Source organism: Spirillospora sp. NPDC048911 (genome assembly GCF_043198015.1).
Lineage (GTDB): Bacteria > Actinomycetota > Actinomycetes > Streptosporangiales > Streptosporangiaceae > Spirillospora.
Genome location: NZ_JBICUD010000006.1, coordinates 345,104 through 363,817 on the forward strand (window position 1 = coordinate 345,104; position 18,714 = coordinate 363,817).

An 18,714-nucleotide genomic window follows, 5' to 3' on the forward strand; every position below is an offset into this window, starting at 1 on the left:
GCCTACAGACCCGACTCGGGCGTACGGATGAGGATGCGGCGGCACTCCTCGCAGCGGATCACCTCGTCGCCGTCGGCGGCGCGCATCCGGTTGAGATCGACGGTGTTGAGCGCCAGGTGGCAACCCTGGCAGGCGCCCCGGTAGAGCTTGGCCGCGCCGACCCCGCCGAACTGGCCGCGCAGCTTCTCGTACAGCGCCAGGAGGTCGTCCGGGACGTCCTTGGCCACGGCGGTACGGGCCGTGCTGGTCATGCCGGCCTCTTCGTCGATCTTCTGCTGGGCCTCGTCGCGGCGGCCGCCGGCGGCGGCGAGCTCCTCCTGGGCGGTGGACTGCTCGGTGCGCAGCGCGGTGACCCTGCCCTCGGCCTCCTCGCGGCGCTCCATGATCTCCAGCACGACCTCCTCCAGGTCGGACTGGCGGCGCTGCAGCGAGGCGATCTCGGCCTGCAGGCTGCTCAGGTCCTTGGCGGAGCCGACCTGCCCGGAGTCGAGCCGCTTCTGGTCGCGGTCCGCCCGGGTCCGGACCTGGTCGACGTCCTGCTCGGCCTTGCGCTGCTCCCGGTCGAGGTCGCCGACCTCGGTCTCGGCCGCCACGATGGCGTCGCGCACCTCGGTCAGGCGGGCCTCGAGCCGCTCGATGTCGGCCAGCTCGGGCAGGGTGCGGCGGCGGTGCGCCAGCCGGTCGAGCGTGGTGTCGAGCTCCTGCAGGTCGATCAGGCGCAGCTGGGCTTCCGGTGCGGCTTTCACTTTGCTCCTTCGTAATGCAGGCTCCACGCGTCGGTGACGAGCGTGGACACCCGGGTCTTCACGTCCAGCGTGCGGGCCAGGCGCCGCTCTACATCGGCGAGCCACGGCCACTCGGTCGCCCAGTGCGCCGCGTCGACGAGCGCCGGGCCGTCGTGCTCGGCGAACTCCGACGCGGGATGGTGCCGCAGGTCGGCGGTGAGGTAGACGTCCACACCCGCCGCGCGGGCGGTGTCGAGCAGCGAGTCGCCCGCGCCGCCGCAGACCGCGACGGTACGGATCGTACGGCCGGGATCGCCCGCGGCGCGCACACCCCACGCGGTGGCGGGCAGGCCGGCGGCCGCGCGGGCGGTGAATTCGGCCAGTGTGACCGGCTCGGCCAGCTCGCCGACGCGTCCCAGGCCCCGGCCGCCCTCGCCGGCCGCGCCGGATCCGGCGGGCCCGTCCGCCGGGACCATCGGGCGCAGCGGCCCGGTCAGGCCCACGGCCCGCGCCAGGGCGTCGGACACGCCCGGATCGGCCACATCGGCGTTGGTGTGGGTGGTGTAGAGCGCCACTCCGCTCGTGATCATCCGGTGGATCAGGCGGCCCTTGGGCGTGGTCGCGGCGACGCTGGTGACCCCGCGCAGCAGCAGCGGATGATGGGTGACGACGAGGTCCGCGCCCCACTCCAGGGCCTCGTCGACGACGGCGGCCACGGGGTCGACCGCGAACAGCACGCGGCCGACCTCCTGCTCCGGATCACCGCAGACCAGCCCGACGGCGTCCCAGGCCTCGGCCCAGGCCGGAGGGTAGAACTCCTCGAGGACCGCGATGACTTCGGAGAGACGCACGCCCCGCAGGCTACCGCTCCCGGCGGCCCCAGCCGAGTCACGGACGGCGACTGACCATGTCCGCGTCTGGAACGATAGGAAGGGGAGAGCCAGACCGAGGGGAGATCGTCATGCCGGCTTCCGGCGCCGTACCGGGAGTGGTTCCCGCCAGCAGCCGTCCGTACATGCCCGGTTATGGGATCGGCGGCCCGGCGGAGGGCACCGGCCTGCTGCCGTGGTCGTGGGCGGTCGAGCGGTTGAACAAGACGCGCAACTTCTGGCTCAGCACGGTGTGGCCGGACGGGCGCCCGCACACCATGCCCGTGTGGGGGGCCTGGTCGGGCGAGGCGCTGTGGTTCAGCAGCAGCATGTCGTCGCGCAAGATCAGCAACATCCGGGCCAACGAGATCGTCACGATGGCCACCGAGGACGCCGAGAATCCCGTGGTCGTGCAGGGGCGCGCCGAGATCGTCACCGAGCCGGACCGGCTGCAGCGGTTCATCGACATGGTCAACGCCAAGTACGACACCGGCTATCGTGTGGACTTCCTGGACCCCGCCGTCAACGCGACGGTGGCCGTCTGGCCACAATGGGCGTTCGGGCTGCAACAGGGAGACTTCAGCGGTTCTCCCACCCGCTGGTCGTTCACACAATGAACGGCGGCGGGATCAATCCGGAGACTCATCGCGTTGGAGAGTGTGTGAAGTCACCCTTTCGCCGCCGCAAGCGCGTCAAGGGCCGCCCCATGGGGACGGCCCCCAAGCCTGCCGAGCACGAGCCCGTGGACTGGCCGCAGGAGGGCACCGGCAAGTCGTCCCTGATGGGCGCGATCCGCGGTGACGGCGAGACCGGCGCCGGCTTCGGCGGCGGCATGTTCGAGGATCTGGCCTCGGCCTTCGAGGGCTCCAAGAAGGTCAAGATCGAGGAGCAGGAGCAGCAGAAGCTGCGCAAGGCCGACGACATGCTCCAGGCGGGCACGGGCGGCCGCGACAACCTGGCCTCGGGCAAGATCCGCATCCGCCGCGCGCCCGCCGAGGGCGAGCCGCAACCCGAGTAGGGCGGGAGACGCATGGGCAGAGCCGTGCGCGCAGCCATGACCGTGTGCCTGGATACTCCGTGCCTGGATACTCCGTGCCTGGAAACCGCGTGCCTGGTTACGACCCTGCGCCCGGATACGAACATGTGTCCGATATGTGTCGAACATAGGTTCGAACATCGGGTTATCGTGGACGGGTGAGCACGTACGTCCCGCCCGGCTGGCCCGCGCAGGTGCACCCCCCGGCCACCGAGCGCTTCGAGGACACGGCGATGACCTGGCTGCTCGAGCTCGTCCCGCCGGAGTATCGCCGCTACGGGGTGCTGCGCCGCTATCCGATCGCGCTGGCCCGCATGGCCCGCCACCACGTCAACGCCTCCGTCGAGGCCGCCCGGGAGGGTTTCCGCACCGCCCGGGTCGAGCTCGCGGAGGCCGTCCCTCCCCACGGCATCGAGGCCGTCCTGGAGACCTACCGCCGCGAGGGCGGCCGCCTGGTCGCCCTCGCCTCGGCGATCGAGCTCGTCGAGTCCGCCCTGCGCAGCCAGGATCTCCCCGACGACCCCGAATTCCGCCGTCCCTTCACCCCCAAGCTCTGACCCGCCCGTCCCCGGCCTCCCGGTTCCCGCCGGGAGGTCAGAGCGCACGGGTGGTGGGCCGCTCGGCGGGAACGGCCGTCAGGAAGCGCGGTGGACGCCGGGCCCGGCCTGCCAGCCGGCTCGTGACCGCCGCCCGGATTCCAGGCACGCCGGCCATCGGGACCAGGGCCACGCCGCAGCGGCCGATGGCCAGCCCGCCCAGCGCGCCGGCGTCATGGGCGGCGTCGAGGGCCAGATCCAGCAGGGGTTCGCCGCGCACGTGAGCCTCGGTGAGCAACGGGCCCAGGCCGGCGATGTCACCGGCGCGCAGGGCCGCCGCGGCTCGTTCGGCGAGGCTCCCGTCCTGGCGGGGGGACGGCGCGCCGGCGCAGCCGACGTCCATGATCAGGAGCCTCAGGCCCGCGGTGACCAGGTCGAAGGGCAGATGCTCGATCTTGTCCGAGAGCAGCAGCGCATGCTTGGCGCGGGCGTTCAAGGCGGTCGCGTAGGACGCGGAAATGGACGGGCGCGGGGACGGGCGCGGGGACGCGTCGCACGGCCGTCCGTCCGCCTCGTGGAGCTCCCGGAGACCCAGCTCGACTGCGCAGGCTGTCTCATCGCCCGTGAGCAGCCCCATCTGGGCCGGCAGTTCGCGGTTGACCATCACCCGTGTCCCGGGCCCGTCGTACGCGATCAGCGCCTCGGCGGCGGCACGCGCCCACTCCGGAACGCCGCCCGAGGCGAGCGCGGACGGGAGCCGCCCGTGACCGACCGAGAAGGCGTCGGTGTGGTGGTTCATCGAGTAGAACGCGGCGGAGCCGTCGCCGGTCGCGGCGAGGGCCACGATGACGCCCCACGGCAGCGCGACCGCCAGCGCGGGCTGCCCGCCCAGCAGCGTCAGCGCGCCCGGCGCCCGCCAGACCCCGGCGGGCGCGCTCCCGTACGCCCGCTCGAAGATGTGCGCGGTGATCCGCACCTCCGGCTCGACGGCGAGCTCGGTCACGTCAGCTTCTCCAGACGCTCGGCCGCCTGGGCCGCTCCCCCGGCGGCCGCGAAGGAGTCCCGGACGCGTCCGGCCGCCGCGCGGTAGCTCTCGCCGGTCAGCACCGTGCCGAGCGCCGTGCGCAGCTCGTCCGCCCGCACGCGGGCGAACCGGACCGTCACGCCGGCGCCCGCCGCCTCGACCTGGCGGGCGATCACCGGCTGGTCGTCGCGGATCGGCGCGACCACCAGCGGCAGGCCGTTCGCGAGCGTCTCGCAGACCGTGTTGTGGCCGCCGTGCGACACGACCGCCGACATCCGCTCCAGCAGTGCGAGCTGCGGCACGTGGTCGCGGACCAGCACGTTCGGCGGCGGGTCGGCGACCATGCCGGCGGGCGCGACGAAGACGGCCTGCACGTCCATGCCGCGCACCGCGTCGGCGGCGGCCCGGAAGAAGCGCTCCCCCGCCGGCCCGTTGACCGTCCCCAGCGAGACGAGCACGGCCGGGCGCCTGCCGGTCTCCAGCCATTCCCAGGGGAATTCACCTCCCCGTGGACGTCCCAGGGCGGGCCCCACCAGCGCGAAATGATCCGGGAAGAACGAGACGTCACCGATCAGCGCGCCCGTGGAGAACACCAGCACCAGGTGGTCGGAGAAGCGGAGGTCGAGCAGGTCCTCGATGCCGTGGTCAAGCTGGAACTCGCCGATCTGGTCGCGCACCCACTCCTCGACCAGGGGCATCCCCGCCAGCGGCCGGGTGAACTCGGCCGACGTGGTCGCCGACGTGACCCAGGGCAGCCCGCGCAGCCGCGCCGCGACCGGCGCCGCCAGCACCTGCTGGTCGGAGATCACCACCTCGGGCCGGAAGTCCTCGATCGCCGCCTCGACGCCCGGCATCATCGCGTGCCCGAGCGGGACGATGAGCTCCTCCCAGAGGAACTTCAGCGCCGCGGGGCCGCGCAGCCGCAGCCATTCCCTGCGGCTCTCCGCCAGCCGGGCCGTGAACGCCTCGTCCTCCGCCGGGTAGACGCGCGATCCCGGGTTCAGGAGCGGTTCGAGACTGTCCGGGTGGCCCACCCATGCGACGTCGTGGCCCCGCTGGACGAGCTCGGCCGCCACCGCGACGGTCGGGTTCGTGTGCCCGGTGAGCGGCGGCACGGCGAAGAGGAACCGGCGCGGAGACGCCTCGGCGCGGCCCTCGTCCGCGCCGCCGGCCACCGCGCCGCCGGTCGCCGCCCCGCTGGCCCCCGTTCCACCGGCCGCCGCCCCGCCCACGAGCGGCGGGACCTCGACGCGGCGCGGCTTCGCCGAGCGTCCTCCCTTGCGCGACCGCCCCGTCATGCCGCACCCCCCGCCGCCATGACCGGGACGCGCGTCCCGGCATGATGCGCCAGCCACGGCAACATGACTCCGAGCAGTTCCGCGGTGCCCTCTCGGAGCACGGTGTGCGCGTGACCGGCCATGATGTGGAGCGTGCAGCCGGGTACGGAGCGCAGTAGCAGCCGTCCGGCGGCCACGATGTCCGAGTGCTCGCCGTAGACGGCCAGCACCGGGCAGTCCAGGGCGGCCAGGGCGGCGGGCCGGACGGGCTCGACCGCGGCCAGGTCGTCGAGGAGGCTGGTGCCGTTGATGAGGGCGTGGGCGGTCTGCGCCTGCCTGCCGCCCTTCCGCCAGCCGATCGCCAGCAGCTGGTCGGCGAGCCGCTCGTACTCCAGGGCGAGCGCCGACCGCCCGATGGTGTTGAGCATGTCCTCGGTCCACTCGCCCGCGTGCTCGGCCGGACCGTACGACTCGATCATGACCAGCCCGGCGACCCGGCCGGGCCGGGCGAGCGCGGCGTTCAGCGCGACGACCCCGCCGAAGCTGTTGGAGACCAGGTAGACCGGCTGCCGGTGGCCGAGGGCGTCGAGGACGCCGAAGAGGTCCTCGACCCCGTCGGCGGCTCGGTAGCCCGCCGGGGTCAGCTCGGAGCGGCCGTGGCCCCGCAGGTCGTACAGCACGGCGCGGGCCCCGGCCGCCGACACCGGCCCCGCCAGCGTGTAGTAGAAGCTCGACAGGTTGTCGATCACCAGCCCGTGGACGAACACCACGACGGGCGCGCCGGGCGCGGCGCCTCGCGGGGGGTCCATCGTCTGGGCGTGGAACCGGATCCCGCGTACGGTCACCTCGGGCATGCGCGTCCTCCAGGAAGTCCTCGAAGTCCTTGCTGTCCTTGAAGTCGTTGCCGTCCTTGCAGCCCTTGCCGTCCTCGCAGGCCCTCGGGGCCGGTTCAGACGCCGGCGGGCCGCAGGCGCGACTCGATGTGCCGGACCAGGTCACCGACCGTCATCCGCATGATCTGGTCGAGGTCCATGCCCGCGATGAACGCGGCGAACTGCACGCGCTCGCCGTAGCGCCGCTGGAGCCTCTCGGCCAGCACGACGAACTCGATGCTCTCCAGGGCGAGGTCCTCGTTGAACGTGGTGTCCGGGCCGACCTCCACGTCCAGCAGGAAGTCCTCCCCGACGACGCCGACCAGCATCGCGACGACCTCCTCGAGGACGTCGCCGGTGTCCGCGTTCATGTCCATGTCATCTCTCCTCGGAATCTCTGCTCTGCGACGTGACGGTCCAGGTCACGACATGGCCGTCCACCGCCCGGGACGCCACGGCCGTCAGCGAGTCGAGCGCGGCCACCAGCAGGCGGTCGGCGTCGGCGGCGATGACGGCGAAGTCCCCGGTCCGGACGGCGTCGCCGGGCCGGCCACCGGCGGCGACCTCGCGCGCGGCGGCGCGCTTGGCGGTCAGCAGCCGCGCGGTGGCGGTGGCCGGGTCGCCGGGCAGACGTCCCAGCAACGCCCGCTCGCCCTGGCTCAGCGCGGTCCCGCCTGCGGAGTCCGGATCCTCGGCGATCGGCATGATGTCGATGCCCGCGGGTTCGGTGGCGGGCCGGACGAGCGCCACTCCCAGCTCCCGGCTCCGTGCGATCGACACCGCCAGCGGCAGGTCGAAGGGCCCCGCGACCTCGGTCCGCCCCGCCTCGTCCTCGCGGACGGTCACCTCCGCCGGGAACAGCGGCCCGTGGCCGCGGCCCCACAGCCAGTGCCGTACGGCGTCCTTGGCCGCGATCCGGCCCAGCAGCCACGGGTCCTGCTCGCGCGGCCCGAGGGCGTGGTACTCGGCCCGTTCGGCGGCGCACAGGTACTGCCGCATCAGCAGGTCGCGCGACGCCGCGCCGTCCCAGCGCCGGCGCGCCAGGCACCAGTCCCCCGCCTGCGGCTCCCCGATCGCCGAGACCTCTGGGGTGAGCCTCATCCGCCACACCGGCTCGTCGGTGTAGAAGCGGCGCGTCGTCCAGCCGTCGACGCGTCCCCACACCGTGCCGTCCGCGCGGACCAGCTCGGCGTCGCACCGGATCGTCGTGTCGGACATCGTCCGGTTCCAGACGGTGACGTCGAGCCGCTCCCCCGCCGGCGGCAGCGGCGCGTACCAGGACACGCGCTCGATGCCGACCGGGAAGACGGTCTGGTCCTTGTCGCCGTACACCTGGATCCAGTGGCCGCACAGGTGCCCGGCGCTGTCCATGAGCGCGCCCGGCGTGGGCAGCGAGACCAGACCGGCGCGCAGGCCGTCGCGTGCGACCGCCGAGATCTCCTTGACGCCCCGGTAGAGCGGCCCGTGGAACATCCACCGCTCGGCGTAGAACCGCTCGGCGAGCACCGGCGGCGGTCCCTCGGCGGTGAGCGGCGTCCGGTCGGGGGCGGGCGGCGCCGGGTAGCCCGCGGCGAGCAGGACGGTCCCGTCGGTATGGCCCTTGATGACCACCTTGACCCGGCGGACGCCGGAAAGGCCGGGAACGCCGGGGACGCCGCCGGAATCCGCGAGGGTCGCCTGGATGTCGGCGGTAGTCGCCGGTTCGGCGATGACCCACCGGTGGGCCCGCACGTCCTCGAAGCCGACCACCACCAGCTCGGGGAAGAGCTCCCGGGCGGTCTCGGCCATCACCTCGAGCAGGGTCGTCAGCGGGACGACCGGGAACCGGTCGGAGGTGTCCGGCCAGTCCGCGCGCTGCGGGATCACGCAGTGGTCGATGACGTACGGCATGGAGTCGAGCGAGAACACCCGCGAGGTGGTCAGCTCGGTGACCTGCGGCGCGGGCGGCGGCGCGGGCTCGGTCGGCGAGGACCGCACCGTGCCGGTGTGCAGCGCGTCGAGGACGACCTGGGCGCTCTCGGTGGCGTCCCGGAGCAGCGCGTCCAGCTCGGCCATGATCGGCCCGGCGTCGGCCGGCGCCGGCAGGTCCCGGGGGAAGAGGCCCGTGCCGAATCCCGTGCCGACCCCCGCGTCGACGTTCAGCGGCGGTACGGCGCCGTCCAGCCGGACGAGCGGGGTGCCGAGGTCGAGCCGCATCCCCGTGCCGTGGCCCGCGTCCGGCTCGCCGGGTCGCTCGTCCTGCTGCGCGGCTCCGTAACCCTCCGCCCACAACGCCGCGACGACGCGTTCGAGCTGGGCGAGGCCCGTCCGCTGGGCGGTGTTGGCGGCCATGGTGACGTGGTCGCGGCCGCCGAGACGGTCGCTCACGAATCCGGTCAGGCTCCCCGGCCCGACCTGGACGAACGCGCGCACGCCCGCCCCGTACAGCTCCTCGATCAGCTCGCTGAACCGGACCGGCTCCAGCAGATGGCGCACCATGAGCCCGCGCACCTCGTCCGTCCCGGCCGGGAACGGCGCGGCCGTGGTCCCCGACCACAGCGGCACGCGCGGCGCGCGGATCGGCAGCGCCTCGAACGAGCGGTGCACGCTCTCCAGGTAGGCCCCGGCCATCGGCGTGTGGAAGCCGGACCGGAACGGCAGCTCCTGGCCCAGCACGCCCTCGGCGCCGAGCCTGGCCAGCACCGCGCGCACGGCCTCCGGAGGTCCGCAGATCACCGACTGGTGCGGGCAGTTGTCGTGGCTGACCACGACGTCGCGGCTCGTGCCGATGGCCCGCAGCGCCTGGTCGACCCCGCAGCCCAGCGCGGCGTACGCGGCGTCCGGGACGTCGAGCGCGCCGTGGTCGAGCGCCGTGAGGAACGCCTCGGCGGCGCCCGGCTCGTACATGCCCGCGGCGATCATCGCGGTCCACTCGCCGAGGCTGTGCCCGGCGGCCACGTCCGGCTCGATGCCGAGCCCGCCCAGGGCCCGCGCCAGCAGCCCGCCGACGGCGATGACGTCCGCCGCGTGCCCGGGCAGGTCGGTCCGGCCGGTGAGGCCGGGGCGCGGCATGCCGAAGTGGTCGGCGACGTCGTCGACGCGCGGCTCGAAGACCGGCTCGAAGCCGGGGAAGAGGAACGCCACCTTGCCGCCCGCCGCGAGCAGGGGCCGCGGCGTGAACCAGATGTCGCTCCGGCCCCGCCACGGCGTGCCCCGGAGCACGATGGCCCGCGCGAGGTCGAGCCGCCGGCGGGACGGGTCGACGATCGCCAGGCGGCACGGCAGGTCCGGGGGGTCCTCGCCCTTGGCCGCGATCGCCTGCAGGTCGTCGTCGGGCCGTTCGAGCAGCCGGGACAGTTCCGCGTCCGTGCGGGCCGCCAGCCGCAGCACCCCGGCGCCGCCGGCATCCGTGCGCGGCGAGCTGATCATGCGCAGCCGTTCCGGCCCGCCCGCACGGGTGCCGGGCCGCAGATGCGCGGGCGGCTCTTCGAGGATCACGTGGGCGTTGGCGCCGCCGAAGCCGAAGGCGTTGACGACGGCGCGGCGCGGCACGCCCGGGGCGGGCGGTTCCCACGTGACCGGCTCGTGGACGGGCCGGAGCCGCGAGCCCGCGAGCGCCGGGTGCGGCTCTTCGATGTTCAGGGTCGGCGGCAGCACGCCGTCGCGCAGCGCGCAGGCCGCCTTGATGAGGCCCGCGATGCCGCCGGCGGGCATGGCGTGGCCGATCATCGACTTCACCGTGCCGAGCGCGAGCGGCGGCCCGCCGTCGCCGAAGACCCGGCGCAGCGTCGCCAGCTCCGCCTCGTCGCCCGCCGGGGTGCCCGTCCCGTGCGCCTCGACCAGGCCGAGCGCGCCCGGCGCCGCGGGATCCAGCCCGGCGTCCTGCCAGGCGCGTTCCACCGCGAGCACCTGGCCCTCGACGAGCGGGCTCATGATGCTGCCGGCCCGGCCGTCGCTGGACGAGCCGGCGCCGCGGATGATCGCGTGGACGCGGTCGCCCGCACGTTCGGCGTCCGACAGCCGCTTGAGCAGCACCACGCCAGTGCCCTCCGACAGGAGCGTGCCGTCGGCGGACCGGTCGAAGGGGCGGATCCGCTGGCTCGGGCTCAGCGCCCGCAACTGGCTGAAGACGCTCCACACCGTCGCGTGGTGCGCGTGGTGGACCGCCCCGGCGAGCATCGCGTCGCACTGCCCGGAACGTAGCGCCCGGACGGCGTGCTCGACCGCGATCAGGGCGGACGCGCAGGCGGCGTCCAAGGTGTAGGCGGGGCCGCGCAGGTCGAAGCGGTTGGCGATCCGGGACGCCGCGAAGTTGGGCACCAGCCCGATCGAGGCGTCCGGGGTGTCGGGGCCGAGCCGCTCGCAGAACGCGTGCCGGATCCGCGCCAGCCGGTCGGCGCCGAGGCCCGGCACCAGCTCCATGAGCACGGACGTGAGCTGGTGCGCGGTGCGCACCCGCTGGTCGAAGCGTGCCACGCCGGGCGTGATGTAGCCGCCGCGCCCGATGACGACCCCGATGCGGGACCGGTCCGGCAGGCGCTCGTCGCCGCCCGCGTCCGCGATCGCCTCGGCCGCGGTGCGCAGCGCGAGCAGCTGGTCGGGCTCCATGCCCGCCACCGCGTTGGGCATGATGCCGAACCGGGCCGGGTCGAACGTGGCGAGGTCGTCCACGAACCCGCCGCGCCGGCAGTAGAACCGGTCGCTCTCGGGTGCCCGCCCGTACGCCTCCGGGTCGTAGTACAGCGCCGGGTCCCAGCGGTGCGCCGGAACGTCGGTGATCGCGTCGAGCCCGGCCCGGATGTTGCGCCACAGCTCCGCCGCCGACCCGGCGCCCGGGAACAGGGCCCCCACCCCGACGATCGCGATCGGCTCCGTGTTCATCGGCTCGCTCCGCTCACCGGCTCACGGCCGCCTTCACGTGACGGCTTCCCTCGTCGCTCTGGTCGCAAGCTCCCGCCGCTCCTCACTCCAGCCGCCACACGGCCGCCCGCGCTCATCGAGCGGTCGTCCCGGTGAAGACGACCTGCGTCTCGTCGCCGTAGGCGATCTCACGCAGCAGCGCGGTCACCCCGGCGTCCGGCTCTATGAGCGCGAGGCCGCGCCGCGCGTACCGCTGCGCGAGCTCGGGCGAGACCATGCCGCCGCCCGCCCACGGGCCCCAGTCGGCCACCAGGACCTTGCCTCGCAGCGCGGTGCGCCAGACGTGGGCGAGGGTGTCGCAGGCGTCGTTGGCGGCCGCGTAGTCGGCCTGGCCACGGTTGCCGTAGACACCCGCGATGCTGCCGAAGACCACGAAGAAGCGCAGATCGGGCCGGACGGCGGCGGCCAGCGCGGCGGCACCGTCCACCTTGGTGCGGTAGACCCGGGCGAACGCCTCGGGCTCCTTGTCGCGGACGAGCCGGTCGGCCAGCAGCCCGGCGCCGTGGATCACGCCGTCGAGCCGGCCGTGCCGGGCGTACACGTCCTCGACGAGGGCGCGCACGGCCTGCGGGTCGCGCACGTCGAGCGCGTGGTAGCGGACGGACGCGCCGGCGCCGGACAGCGTGTCCAGGGTGGCGCGCACCTCCCGCTCGGCGAGGATCCGGCGGATCCCCGTCTCGATCTCCGCGGGCGTCCGGCCGCCCTGCGCGACCAGGACGTGCCGCAGCGACGCCTCGTCGGGCGCGCCGGCGATCGCCGGGTCCTCCACCGGGCGTGGCTCCGGCGTCCGGCCGACGAGCTCCAGGCGGCAGCCGGTGGTGCGGGCGAGTTCGAGGGCGACCCGCGCGGTGATCCCGCGGGCGCCGCCGCTGAGCAGCACCACGCCGTCCGGGCCGAGGCCCAGTCCGCGTGCGGGCGGCTCGGCCGCCGGGTCCGGCGCGGAGACGGGCAGTTCGGCCGGCGTCACGGTCAGCGTCCGGCGCCGGCCGCCCTCGTGGCCGACGTCGACCGGCGCCCCGGGGACGAGTAGCTCGGCGAGGATCCGCAGCGCCACCGCCCGCGGGCTGTCCTTGGTGTCGACGTCGAGCGCCCGCACGAGGACGTCCGGGTACTCCTGCGCGAGCGTGCGCGCCAGGCCGCGCAGGCCCGCCCCGGCGGTCGGGTCGCCGATGCCGCTGCCGTCGAACCGGCGGCCGAACGTGCCGCCCGAGCCGCCGGCCAGCACCAGCCAGCGCAGGCCGCCGCCGAGCAGCGCGTCGCGGATGCCGCCGTACGCGCCGGGCAGCACCGGGCCGCCGCCGGGCCGCAGCGCGGCGAGATGGACGAGCCCGTCGCAGGGGCCCTCCGGCTCCAGCGGTGTCCCCACCCGGGCGCCCTGCTGCTCCAGCAGGTCGGCCAGCTCCAGCGCGATCCCGCAGCCGTCGTCGACGATCACGAACCGCTTGCCGGCGAACGTTCCCGGCGCCGGCTCGGGCACGGGCAGCGCGGGCAGGTCCGTCATCCGGACGACCTGCCGGAGCGGCGGGCTCACGACCGGCAGGGCCCGCGCCTCTCCGCCGGCCGGAGCGGCGGGCGCGGGCACCGGCACCCCGGCGGAACGCGGACCGCCGGACAGCACGACCGTGGGCGCCTCGGAGGCCGCCGGAGCGGCATGGCCGCCGCTGCACGGACCGCGCTGGAACGTGCTCGCCACGTCCTGCTCATCGGCGGCGGCCTCGTCCGCGGCCTCCGTGGCGTCGGCAGTGTCGGCGGGCTGCCCGGCGTCGTCGCCGTGGCCCAGGTGATCGCAGACCCACGGGACGATCTCGCCGATCGTCTTGATCCGGGCGAGCTCCTCGACGATCGACTCGTCCAGCCGGGTACCGGCGGTGGTCAGCCCGACCCGCTCCGCCAGCTCCCCGATGATCTCGGTGCGCTTGATGGAGTCGATCGACAGGTCCGCCTCCAGGTCCAGGTCGGCGCCCAGCATCTCCTCGGGATAGCCGGTGCGGGCACCGATGACCGCGAGCACGGCGGCGCGGATCTCGTCCGGTCCGGGGCGCGCGGGCTCGGGCGCGGCGGCGGGGGCCGGTTCCGCGACCGGCGCGGACGCGGCGGTGGACGCGGGCAGCACCTCTCCCGCGTGCACCGCGCGGGGTGCCGGAACGGGCGCCGCGACGGGCGCCGTCACCGCCGCCGGCGTGGCCGCGCCGAGGAAGCCGAGCACGACGTCGCGCTGGGCGGCGACGAGCTCGCGGCTGGTCCGCAGGTATTCCAGGACCGCGGCCTCAGACACGCTCGGCGCGGGCTGGGCGTCGGCACCCATGGTTCCTCCTTCTGAGGGAAGCGCGACCCGCTCGGCGGGACGCAGCGCATTGGTCAGGTATCCACCCTCGGCGGTGCGGACGAGGTGTCCGTTGACGGTCCAGCCCGGGGCCCGGCCCGCGCCGTCCGCCGGCACCCGGCGCGCGTCGCGTCCGGCGAACAGCGGCAGCGGGTCGACCGCGACGCCCGCCACGGCGAGCCTGGCCAGGGCCTCCAGCAGTTGCCCGAGACCGCCCTCGCCGGGCGTGTCCACGTTGACGGCGGTGTGCGGCCGGTCGCCGAGGATCTCGCCGACGAGCCGGGTCAGCACCCGGCCCGGCCCGGCCTCCACGAACACCCGCGCGCCCGCCGCGTACATCGACTCGATCTGGTCGACGAACCGGACCGGCACGGCGACCTGCCCGGCCAGCGTGGCGCGCAGCTTCGCCGGATCGGTGTCGTACGGCGCGGCGGTGGTGTTGGACCACACGGGGTAGGCGGGCGGACGCAGGTCCCGTCCGGCCAGCTCGGCGCGCAGCGCGGCGGCGGCCCCGGCGACGAGCGGGCTGTGGAAGGCGCAGGCGACCGGGAGCCGCTTGGCCGCGATGCCCTGGCCCGCCAGCACGCTCAGCGCGTTGTCGAGCGCCGCGGTGGAGCCCGAGATCACGACCTGGCGGGGCGCGTTGTGGTTGGCGACCACGATCTCGGAGACGTTCGCGAGCGCGGCCCGTACCTCCTCCAGGGTCGCCGTGACGGCCGCCATCGTGCCCGGATCGCCCTGGCTGCCGAGGTCCATGGCGGCGGCCGCGGCCAGGATGGCCTCGGCGCGCGCCGCGCTCAGCTCGACGAGATCGTGCTCGCTCAGGGCACCGGCGGCACAGAGCGCGACCAGTTCGCCGTAGCTGTGCCCGCCCGCCAGGTCGGGCCGCACGCCGAGCCCGGTGAGGAGCCGGTGCACGGCCAGCCCCGCGATGCCCAGCGCGGGCTGGGCGACCCGGGTGTCGGTGATCGCCGCGCGCTGCCGCTCGTTCTCCTCGGGGGTGAACGCGGCGGGCGGGAACATCGCCCGGGCGTAACGGCCGCCGGCCAGCCGCAACAACCGTTGCAGGCGCGGGAAGGCCACGAAGAGATCGGCGAGCATGTCCGTGCGCTGGCTGCCCTGCCCCGGGTAGAGGAAGGCGACCTGACCAGCACCCCGCTGAGCATCCTCCCGAACGAAGACGCCGGGCACAGAGATGCTGGGCGCAGAGACGCCGGGCGCGAAGTCGTCAGGCGCAGAGTCGGCAGGCATGGAGCGCGGGGCGAGCGTGGCGCGGAGTTTGTCGCGTAGGTCGTCCAGGCTCGTCGCGACCAGCGCGATCTGCACCGGCCCGTCGCCGTCGGCGAAGGTCAGGGCGAGATCGCGCAGCCGTGTCCCGCCGGCGTCGAGCAGGGCACCGAGGCGTTCCAGCTCGGCGCGGGCGGCGGCACGGTCGGCGCCGCGGATCAGGAACAGCTCGGCGGGCCACTCGGTGAGCCCGGAGACCGGCTCGGGCGCGCCGTCGTATCCCGCGAGGACGGCATGGAAGTTGGAGCCGCCGAAGCCGAAGCCGCTCAGGCCCGCGTACCGTTCCGCGGGCACGGCGGCCCACGGCCGGGCACCTCCGCCGCCGAACGCGAACGGGCTGGTGACGGCGTCCCACGCGGTCGACGGCTTCGTGAGGTGCAGGGTGCCGGGCAGCACGCCGGTGTGCAGCGCGTACGCGGTCTTGATGAGCCCGGCGAGACCGGCGGCGCACTTGGTGTGGCCGATCTGCGACTTGACCGAGCCCAGCGTGACGCTGCCCGGTCCGGCGCCCGCCTCGGTGAACGTCTCGGTCAGCGTGGTGAGCTCGATGCGGTCGCCGACCTCGGTACCGGTGCCGTGCGCCTCCACCAGGCCGACGTCCGCCGGGGAGATCCCGGCCCGCTCGTACGCGCGTTCCAGCGCGAGCCGCTGGCCCTCGACGCGCGGCGCGGTCAGCCCGAGCGAACGGCCCCCGCTGGAACCCGCCACGGACTTGATGACCGCGTAGATCCGGTCGCCGTCGCGTTCGGCGTCCGCCAGCCGCTTGAGCACCACGCACGCGACGCCCTCGCCCAGCGCGGTGCCGTTGGCGTCCGCGTCGAACGCGGCGCACCGGCCGCTCGGCGACAGCGCCTGCACCGACGAGAAGAGCAGGTAGTCGTAGATCCCGTTGTGCAGGTCGGCGCCGCCGCAGAGCACCATGTCGCTCGTCCCGGCGACGAGTTCCTTGCAGGCGGCGTCGAGCGCGGCCAGCGACGCGGCGCAGGCGGCGTCGACGGTGTAGTTGGCGCCGCCGAGGTTGAGCCGGTTGGCGATGCGGCCCGCGATCACGTTCGTGAGCACGCCGGGGAACGAGTCCTCGGTCAGCCGCGGGAGCTGCGCGTCCAGTCCCTCGGGCACCTCGCCGAAGTACTTGGGCAGGGTGGCGCGGGTGCTGTAGGCGGTGCCGAGGTCGGTGCCCGCCTCGGCCCCGAAGAAGACCGAGGTCCGGGACCGGTCGAACGGCCGGTCGGCGTAGCCCGCGTCGCCCAGCGCCCGCGCCGCCACCTCCAGCGCCAGCAGTTGCATCGGCTCGACGCTGGCGAGGGAGTTGGGCGGGATGCCGTAGGCGAACGCGTCGAACGGGATGTCGGGCAGGAAGCCGCCCCACTTCGAGGGGGTCTTGGCGCCCAGGTCGTCCCGTGCCGCCGCCGGGTCATAGTAGAGCTCGGGGTCCCAGCGGTCGGCGGGAACCTCGGTGACCGCGTCGACGCCGCCGACGATGTTGGCCCAGTACTGGCCCGAGTCGCGGGCCTCGGGGAAGACGCAGCCCATGCCGACGATCGCGATGTCCATGGGAGACGCCGCCGCGGGCACCCGCGCCTCGTCCTCGGCGCAGGCCTCGATGCCGAGCGTGGCGGCCCGCGCCGACAGGAAGCAGGTCGCCCCCGTCGTGACCTGCTCGTGCAGGCCCGTGATGCTGGTGACGGCCGAACGCAGCGCGGCCACCTGGCCGATCATGTACATGCCGTCGCGGCGCTGCTCGGCGGCCCCGACCGGCTCCAGGTCGCCGCCGGAACCCCCGGGGCTCGCGGCGCCCGTGGTGCCCGTGGTGCCCGTGGTACCCGTGGTACCCGCGGTGCCCGCGGTGCCCGCGCGGCGCAGGCCCTTGGCGGCGATACGCAGGCGCCCGAGGTTGAGCTGCTCCAGCCGGGCCCACATCTCCCTGCCGCCGGTGCCGGCGGCCTCCAGCTCGCGCCGGGCCTCCTCGAACTCCCGCACGTACGGCGTCCGCGCGCATCGGGTCGCGTGGCCGGGCGAGGTCTCCAGCAGCGTGGTCGCGTCGCACTCGACGGCGGCGCTCTGGAAGCCCGGCAGGATCGCCCCCGCCGCGACCGCCTCGTAGGTGAACAGGTAGGCGGTGCCCATCAGGACGCGGATGTCGGCGCCGCGCTCGGCCAGCGGGCCCGCCAGCGCGCAGACCATCGCGGCCGAACGTTCGTCATGGATGCCGCCCGCGAACAGCACCGACATCTCGTCGGCGGCGCCGGGATTCTCGTCGGCGAACGCCAGCAGCCGGTCGATCTGCGCGTCCCACAGCGGGAAGCTGGCGCGCGGCCCGACATGGCCGCCGCACTCCATCCCCTCGAAGACGAACTTGCGCGCGCCCTCGCCCAGGAAACGTTCCAGCAGTCCCGGCGAGGGGACGTGCAGGTAGGTGCTGATCCCGGCTTCCTCCAGCGGCGCGGCCTGGGCGGGCCGCCCGCCCGCGATCAGCGCGTACGGCGGCTTGACGTCCCTTACCGCGGCGAGCTGCGCCTCCCTCAGCTCGGGCGGCGCGAAGCCGAGGACGCCCACGCCCCAGGGCCGGTCACCGAGCCGGTCTGCGGTGTCGAGAAGCAGCTCCCGTACCTCGTCGCCGCCCATGAGCGCGAGCGCGAGGAACGGCAGGCCGCCGTCCTGCGCGATCGCGGCGGCGAACGCGGACCGGTCGCTGACCCGCGTCATCGGCCCCTGCACGACCGGGTAGTCGCGGTTGGTGAGGGCACCGGGCGGGTTGTCCTCGGGGGCCAGCGGCTCGGCTCGGAGCGCGGCACGGATGTGGGAGGTGATCTGCTCGCGCACGGCTCGCACGACACCGCCCGCCGTCTTGTGGCGTTCGGCCAGTGGCGCGGCCAGGGCGCCGTCCTGGCCGACGGGCAGCAGCTCCTGCCGCAGGCCGGCGGCGCCGAGACGCGCGTTGATCCCGGCCAGGCCGAGCCCGTCCAGGTCGATCCCGGGGAGATCCGGCCGCGTGTAGACCCGGTGGCCGCGGACGACCCTGGTCTCGCCGCCGTCCATCGCGGCCAGCGCGCTCGCGACGTCCGCCGGAAGGTCCATCTCCCGCACCAGCGCGAGCTGGGCGTCGAGCACCACGCCCGCCGCGCCGCCGGCCACGGCGGCCGCGGCGGTGTGCGGCCCGATCCCGCCGGCGGCGAAGACCGGCACGCCGATCCTCGCGTCGCCCAGCAGCCGCTGGAGGAGCACGAACGTCGTCAGCTCCCCGACCCGTCCGCCGGCCTCGCAGCCGCGGGCGATGAGCCCCGACAGCCCGGGGATCCGCGCGGCCGCGGCGGCCTCCTCCGGGTCGACGACCTCGGCCAGCAGCCTGCGGCCCCGGGCGTACGCCGCGGCGTCCGGCCCCGCCGCGTCCATCATCGCCGCGTCCATCACGACCGTGCCGGCGGCCTCGGGAAGGTCGTCGGGGCGCACGCCGCAACCGGCCGGTACCCGGACCCCGAACGTGCCCTTCCACCACCGGCCGACGTCGGCCAGGGCCGCCAGGGCGGCGTCGCGGTCCAGGCCGAGGTCGAGGACGCCGAGCCCGCCGGCCCTGGCCACGGCGACCGTCAGGTGGGGTTCCGGCCGGCCGAAGGGGCCGATCACGATGATCTCGGTCTGCGCGCCGCCCCGTCCGTCCGGCCCCGTCCGGCCCTTGTCCGCCGTCATCCACTGCCCCCCGACGCCCGCGCGGCCGGATGACCCTTCCGGCCGGCGCGGCTAGAAACCCTGCGGTGCCCCCCACTGCCAGGGGGATCACTGTTGCTGGACCGCGAGCACACGCCCGCGACGTCGGGCAACACTACGTTCCGTAACTGTCAGATCACTCCTGCGACACACCCCGGGCC

The 18,714-nt window shown here is 74.9% G+C and carries 11 protein-coding genes; 3 read left to right on the top strand and 8 right to left on the bottom strand.

The genetic code is table 11. From position 1 onward, the window contains the following. Positions 1 to 2: 2 nt before the first annotated feature. Positions 3 to 746, bottom strand: a complete 744-nt coding sequence (locus tag ACGFNU_RS28100) for a zinc ribbon domain-containing protein (RefSeq protein ID WP_392598282.1) — start codon at positions 744 to 746, stop codon at positions 3 to 5. Continuing rightward, complete coding sequence (locus tag ACGFNU_RS28105; protein WP_392598284.1) at positions 743 to 1,576, bottom strand: Nif3-like dinuclear metal center hexameric protein; 834 nt, start codon at positions 1,574 to 1,576, stop codon at positions 743 to 745. The genes ACGFNU_RS28100 and ACGFNU_RS28105 overlap by 4 nt, the downstream gene beginning before the upstream one ends. A 110-nt stretch (positions 1,577 to 1,686) precedes the next feature. On the opposite strand from ACGFNU_RS28105, the gene ACGFNU_RS28110 reads away from it, so the two are divergent. The 3 genes from ACGFNU_RS28110 to ACGFNU_RS28120 all read left to right on the top strand — a co-directional run bounded on the left by ACGFNU_RS28110 (position 1,687) and on the right by ACGFNU_RS28120 (position 3,187). Further along, a complete protein-coding gene (locus ACGFNU_RS28110) occupies positions 1,687 to 2,211 on the top strand; it encodes a pyridoxamine 5'-phosphate oxidase family protein (protein WP_392598286.1) in 525 nt (174 codons plus the stop codon). Between the two features lie 44 nt (positions 2,212 to 2,255). After that, the gene (locus tag ACGFNU_RS28115) at positions 2,256 to 2,612 is read left to right on the top strand and encodes a hypothetical protein (protein ID WP_392598287.1); all 357 of its coding nucleotides are present in this window, start codon (positions 2,256 to 2,258) and stop codon (positions 2,610 to 2,612) included. 176 nt (positions 2,613 to 2,788) lie between these two features. After that, positions 2,789 to 3,187: a hypothetical protein gene (locus tag ACGFNU_RS28120; protein WP_392598289.1), complete on the top strand. Its 399-nt coding sequence runs from the start codon at positions 2,789 to 2,791 to the stop codon at positions 3,185 to 3,187. 37 nt (positions 3,188 to 3,224) lie between these two features. Here ACGFNU_RS28120 and ACGFNU_RS28125 read toward each other — a convergent pair whose 3' ends face one another. From ACGFNU_RS28125 to ACGFNU_RS28150, 6 genes are all read right to left on the bottom strand, one after another. After that, positions 3,225 to 4,169 carry a hypothetical protein gene (locus tag ACGFNU_RS28125; RefSeq protein WP_392598291.1) on the bottom strand — a complete coding sequence of 315 codons (945 nt, stop codon included), beginning with the start codon at positions 4,167 to 4,169 and terminating at the stop codon, positions 3,225 to 3,227. Further along, positions 4,166 to 5,488, bottom strand: coding sequence for a glycosyltransferase (locus ACGFNU_RS28130; protein ID WP_392598293.1), 1,323 nt, complete (start codon positions 5,486 to 5,488; stop codon positions 4,166 to 4,168). The genes ACGFNU_RS28125 and ACGFNU_RS28130 overlap by 4 nt, the downstream gene beginning before the upstream one ends. After that, positions 5,485 to 6,321, bottom strand: coding sequence for an alpha/beta fold hydrolase (locus ACGFNU_RS28135; protein WP_392598295.1), 837 nt, complete (start codon positions 6,319 to 6,321; stop codon positions 5,485 to 5,487). The genes ACGFNU_RS28130 and ACGFNU_RS28135 overlap by 4 nt, the downstream gene beginning before the upstream one ends. A gap of 95 nt (positions 6,322 to 6,416) precedes the next feature. Further along, a complete protein-coding gene (locus tag ACGFNU_RS28140) occupies positions 6,417 to 6,716 on the bottom strand; it encodes an acyl carrier protein (protein WP_392598296.1) in 300 nt (99 codons plus the stop codon). A 1-nt stretch (position 6,717) separates the two neighbouring features. Continuing rightward, the gene (locus tag ACGFNU_RS28145; RefSeq protein WP_392598298.1) at positions 6,718 to 11,199 is read right to left on the bottom strand and encodes a beta-ketoacyl synthase N-terminal-like domain-containing protein; all 4,482 of its coding nucleotides are present in this window, start codon (positions 11,197 to 11,199) and stop codon (positions 6,718 to 6,720) included. Between the two features lie 112 nt (positions 11,200 to 11,311). Next, positions 11,312 to 18,535 carry an SDR family NAD(P)-dependent oxidoreductase gene (locus tag ACGFNU_RS28150; protein WP_392598300.1) on the bottom strand — a complete coding sequence of 2,408 codons (7,224 nt, stop codon included), beginning with the start codon at positions 18,533 to 18,535 and terminating at the stop codon, positions 11,312 to 11,314. Positions 18,536 to 18,714 lie beyond the last annotated feature (179 nt).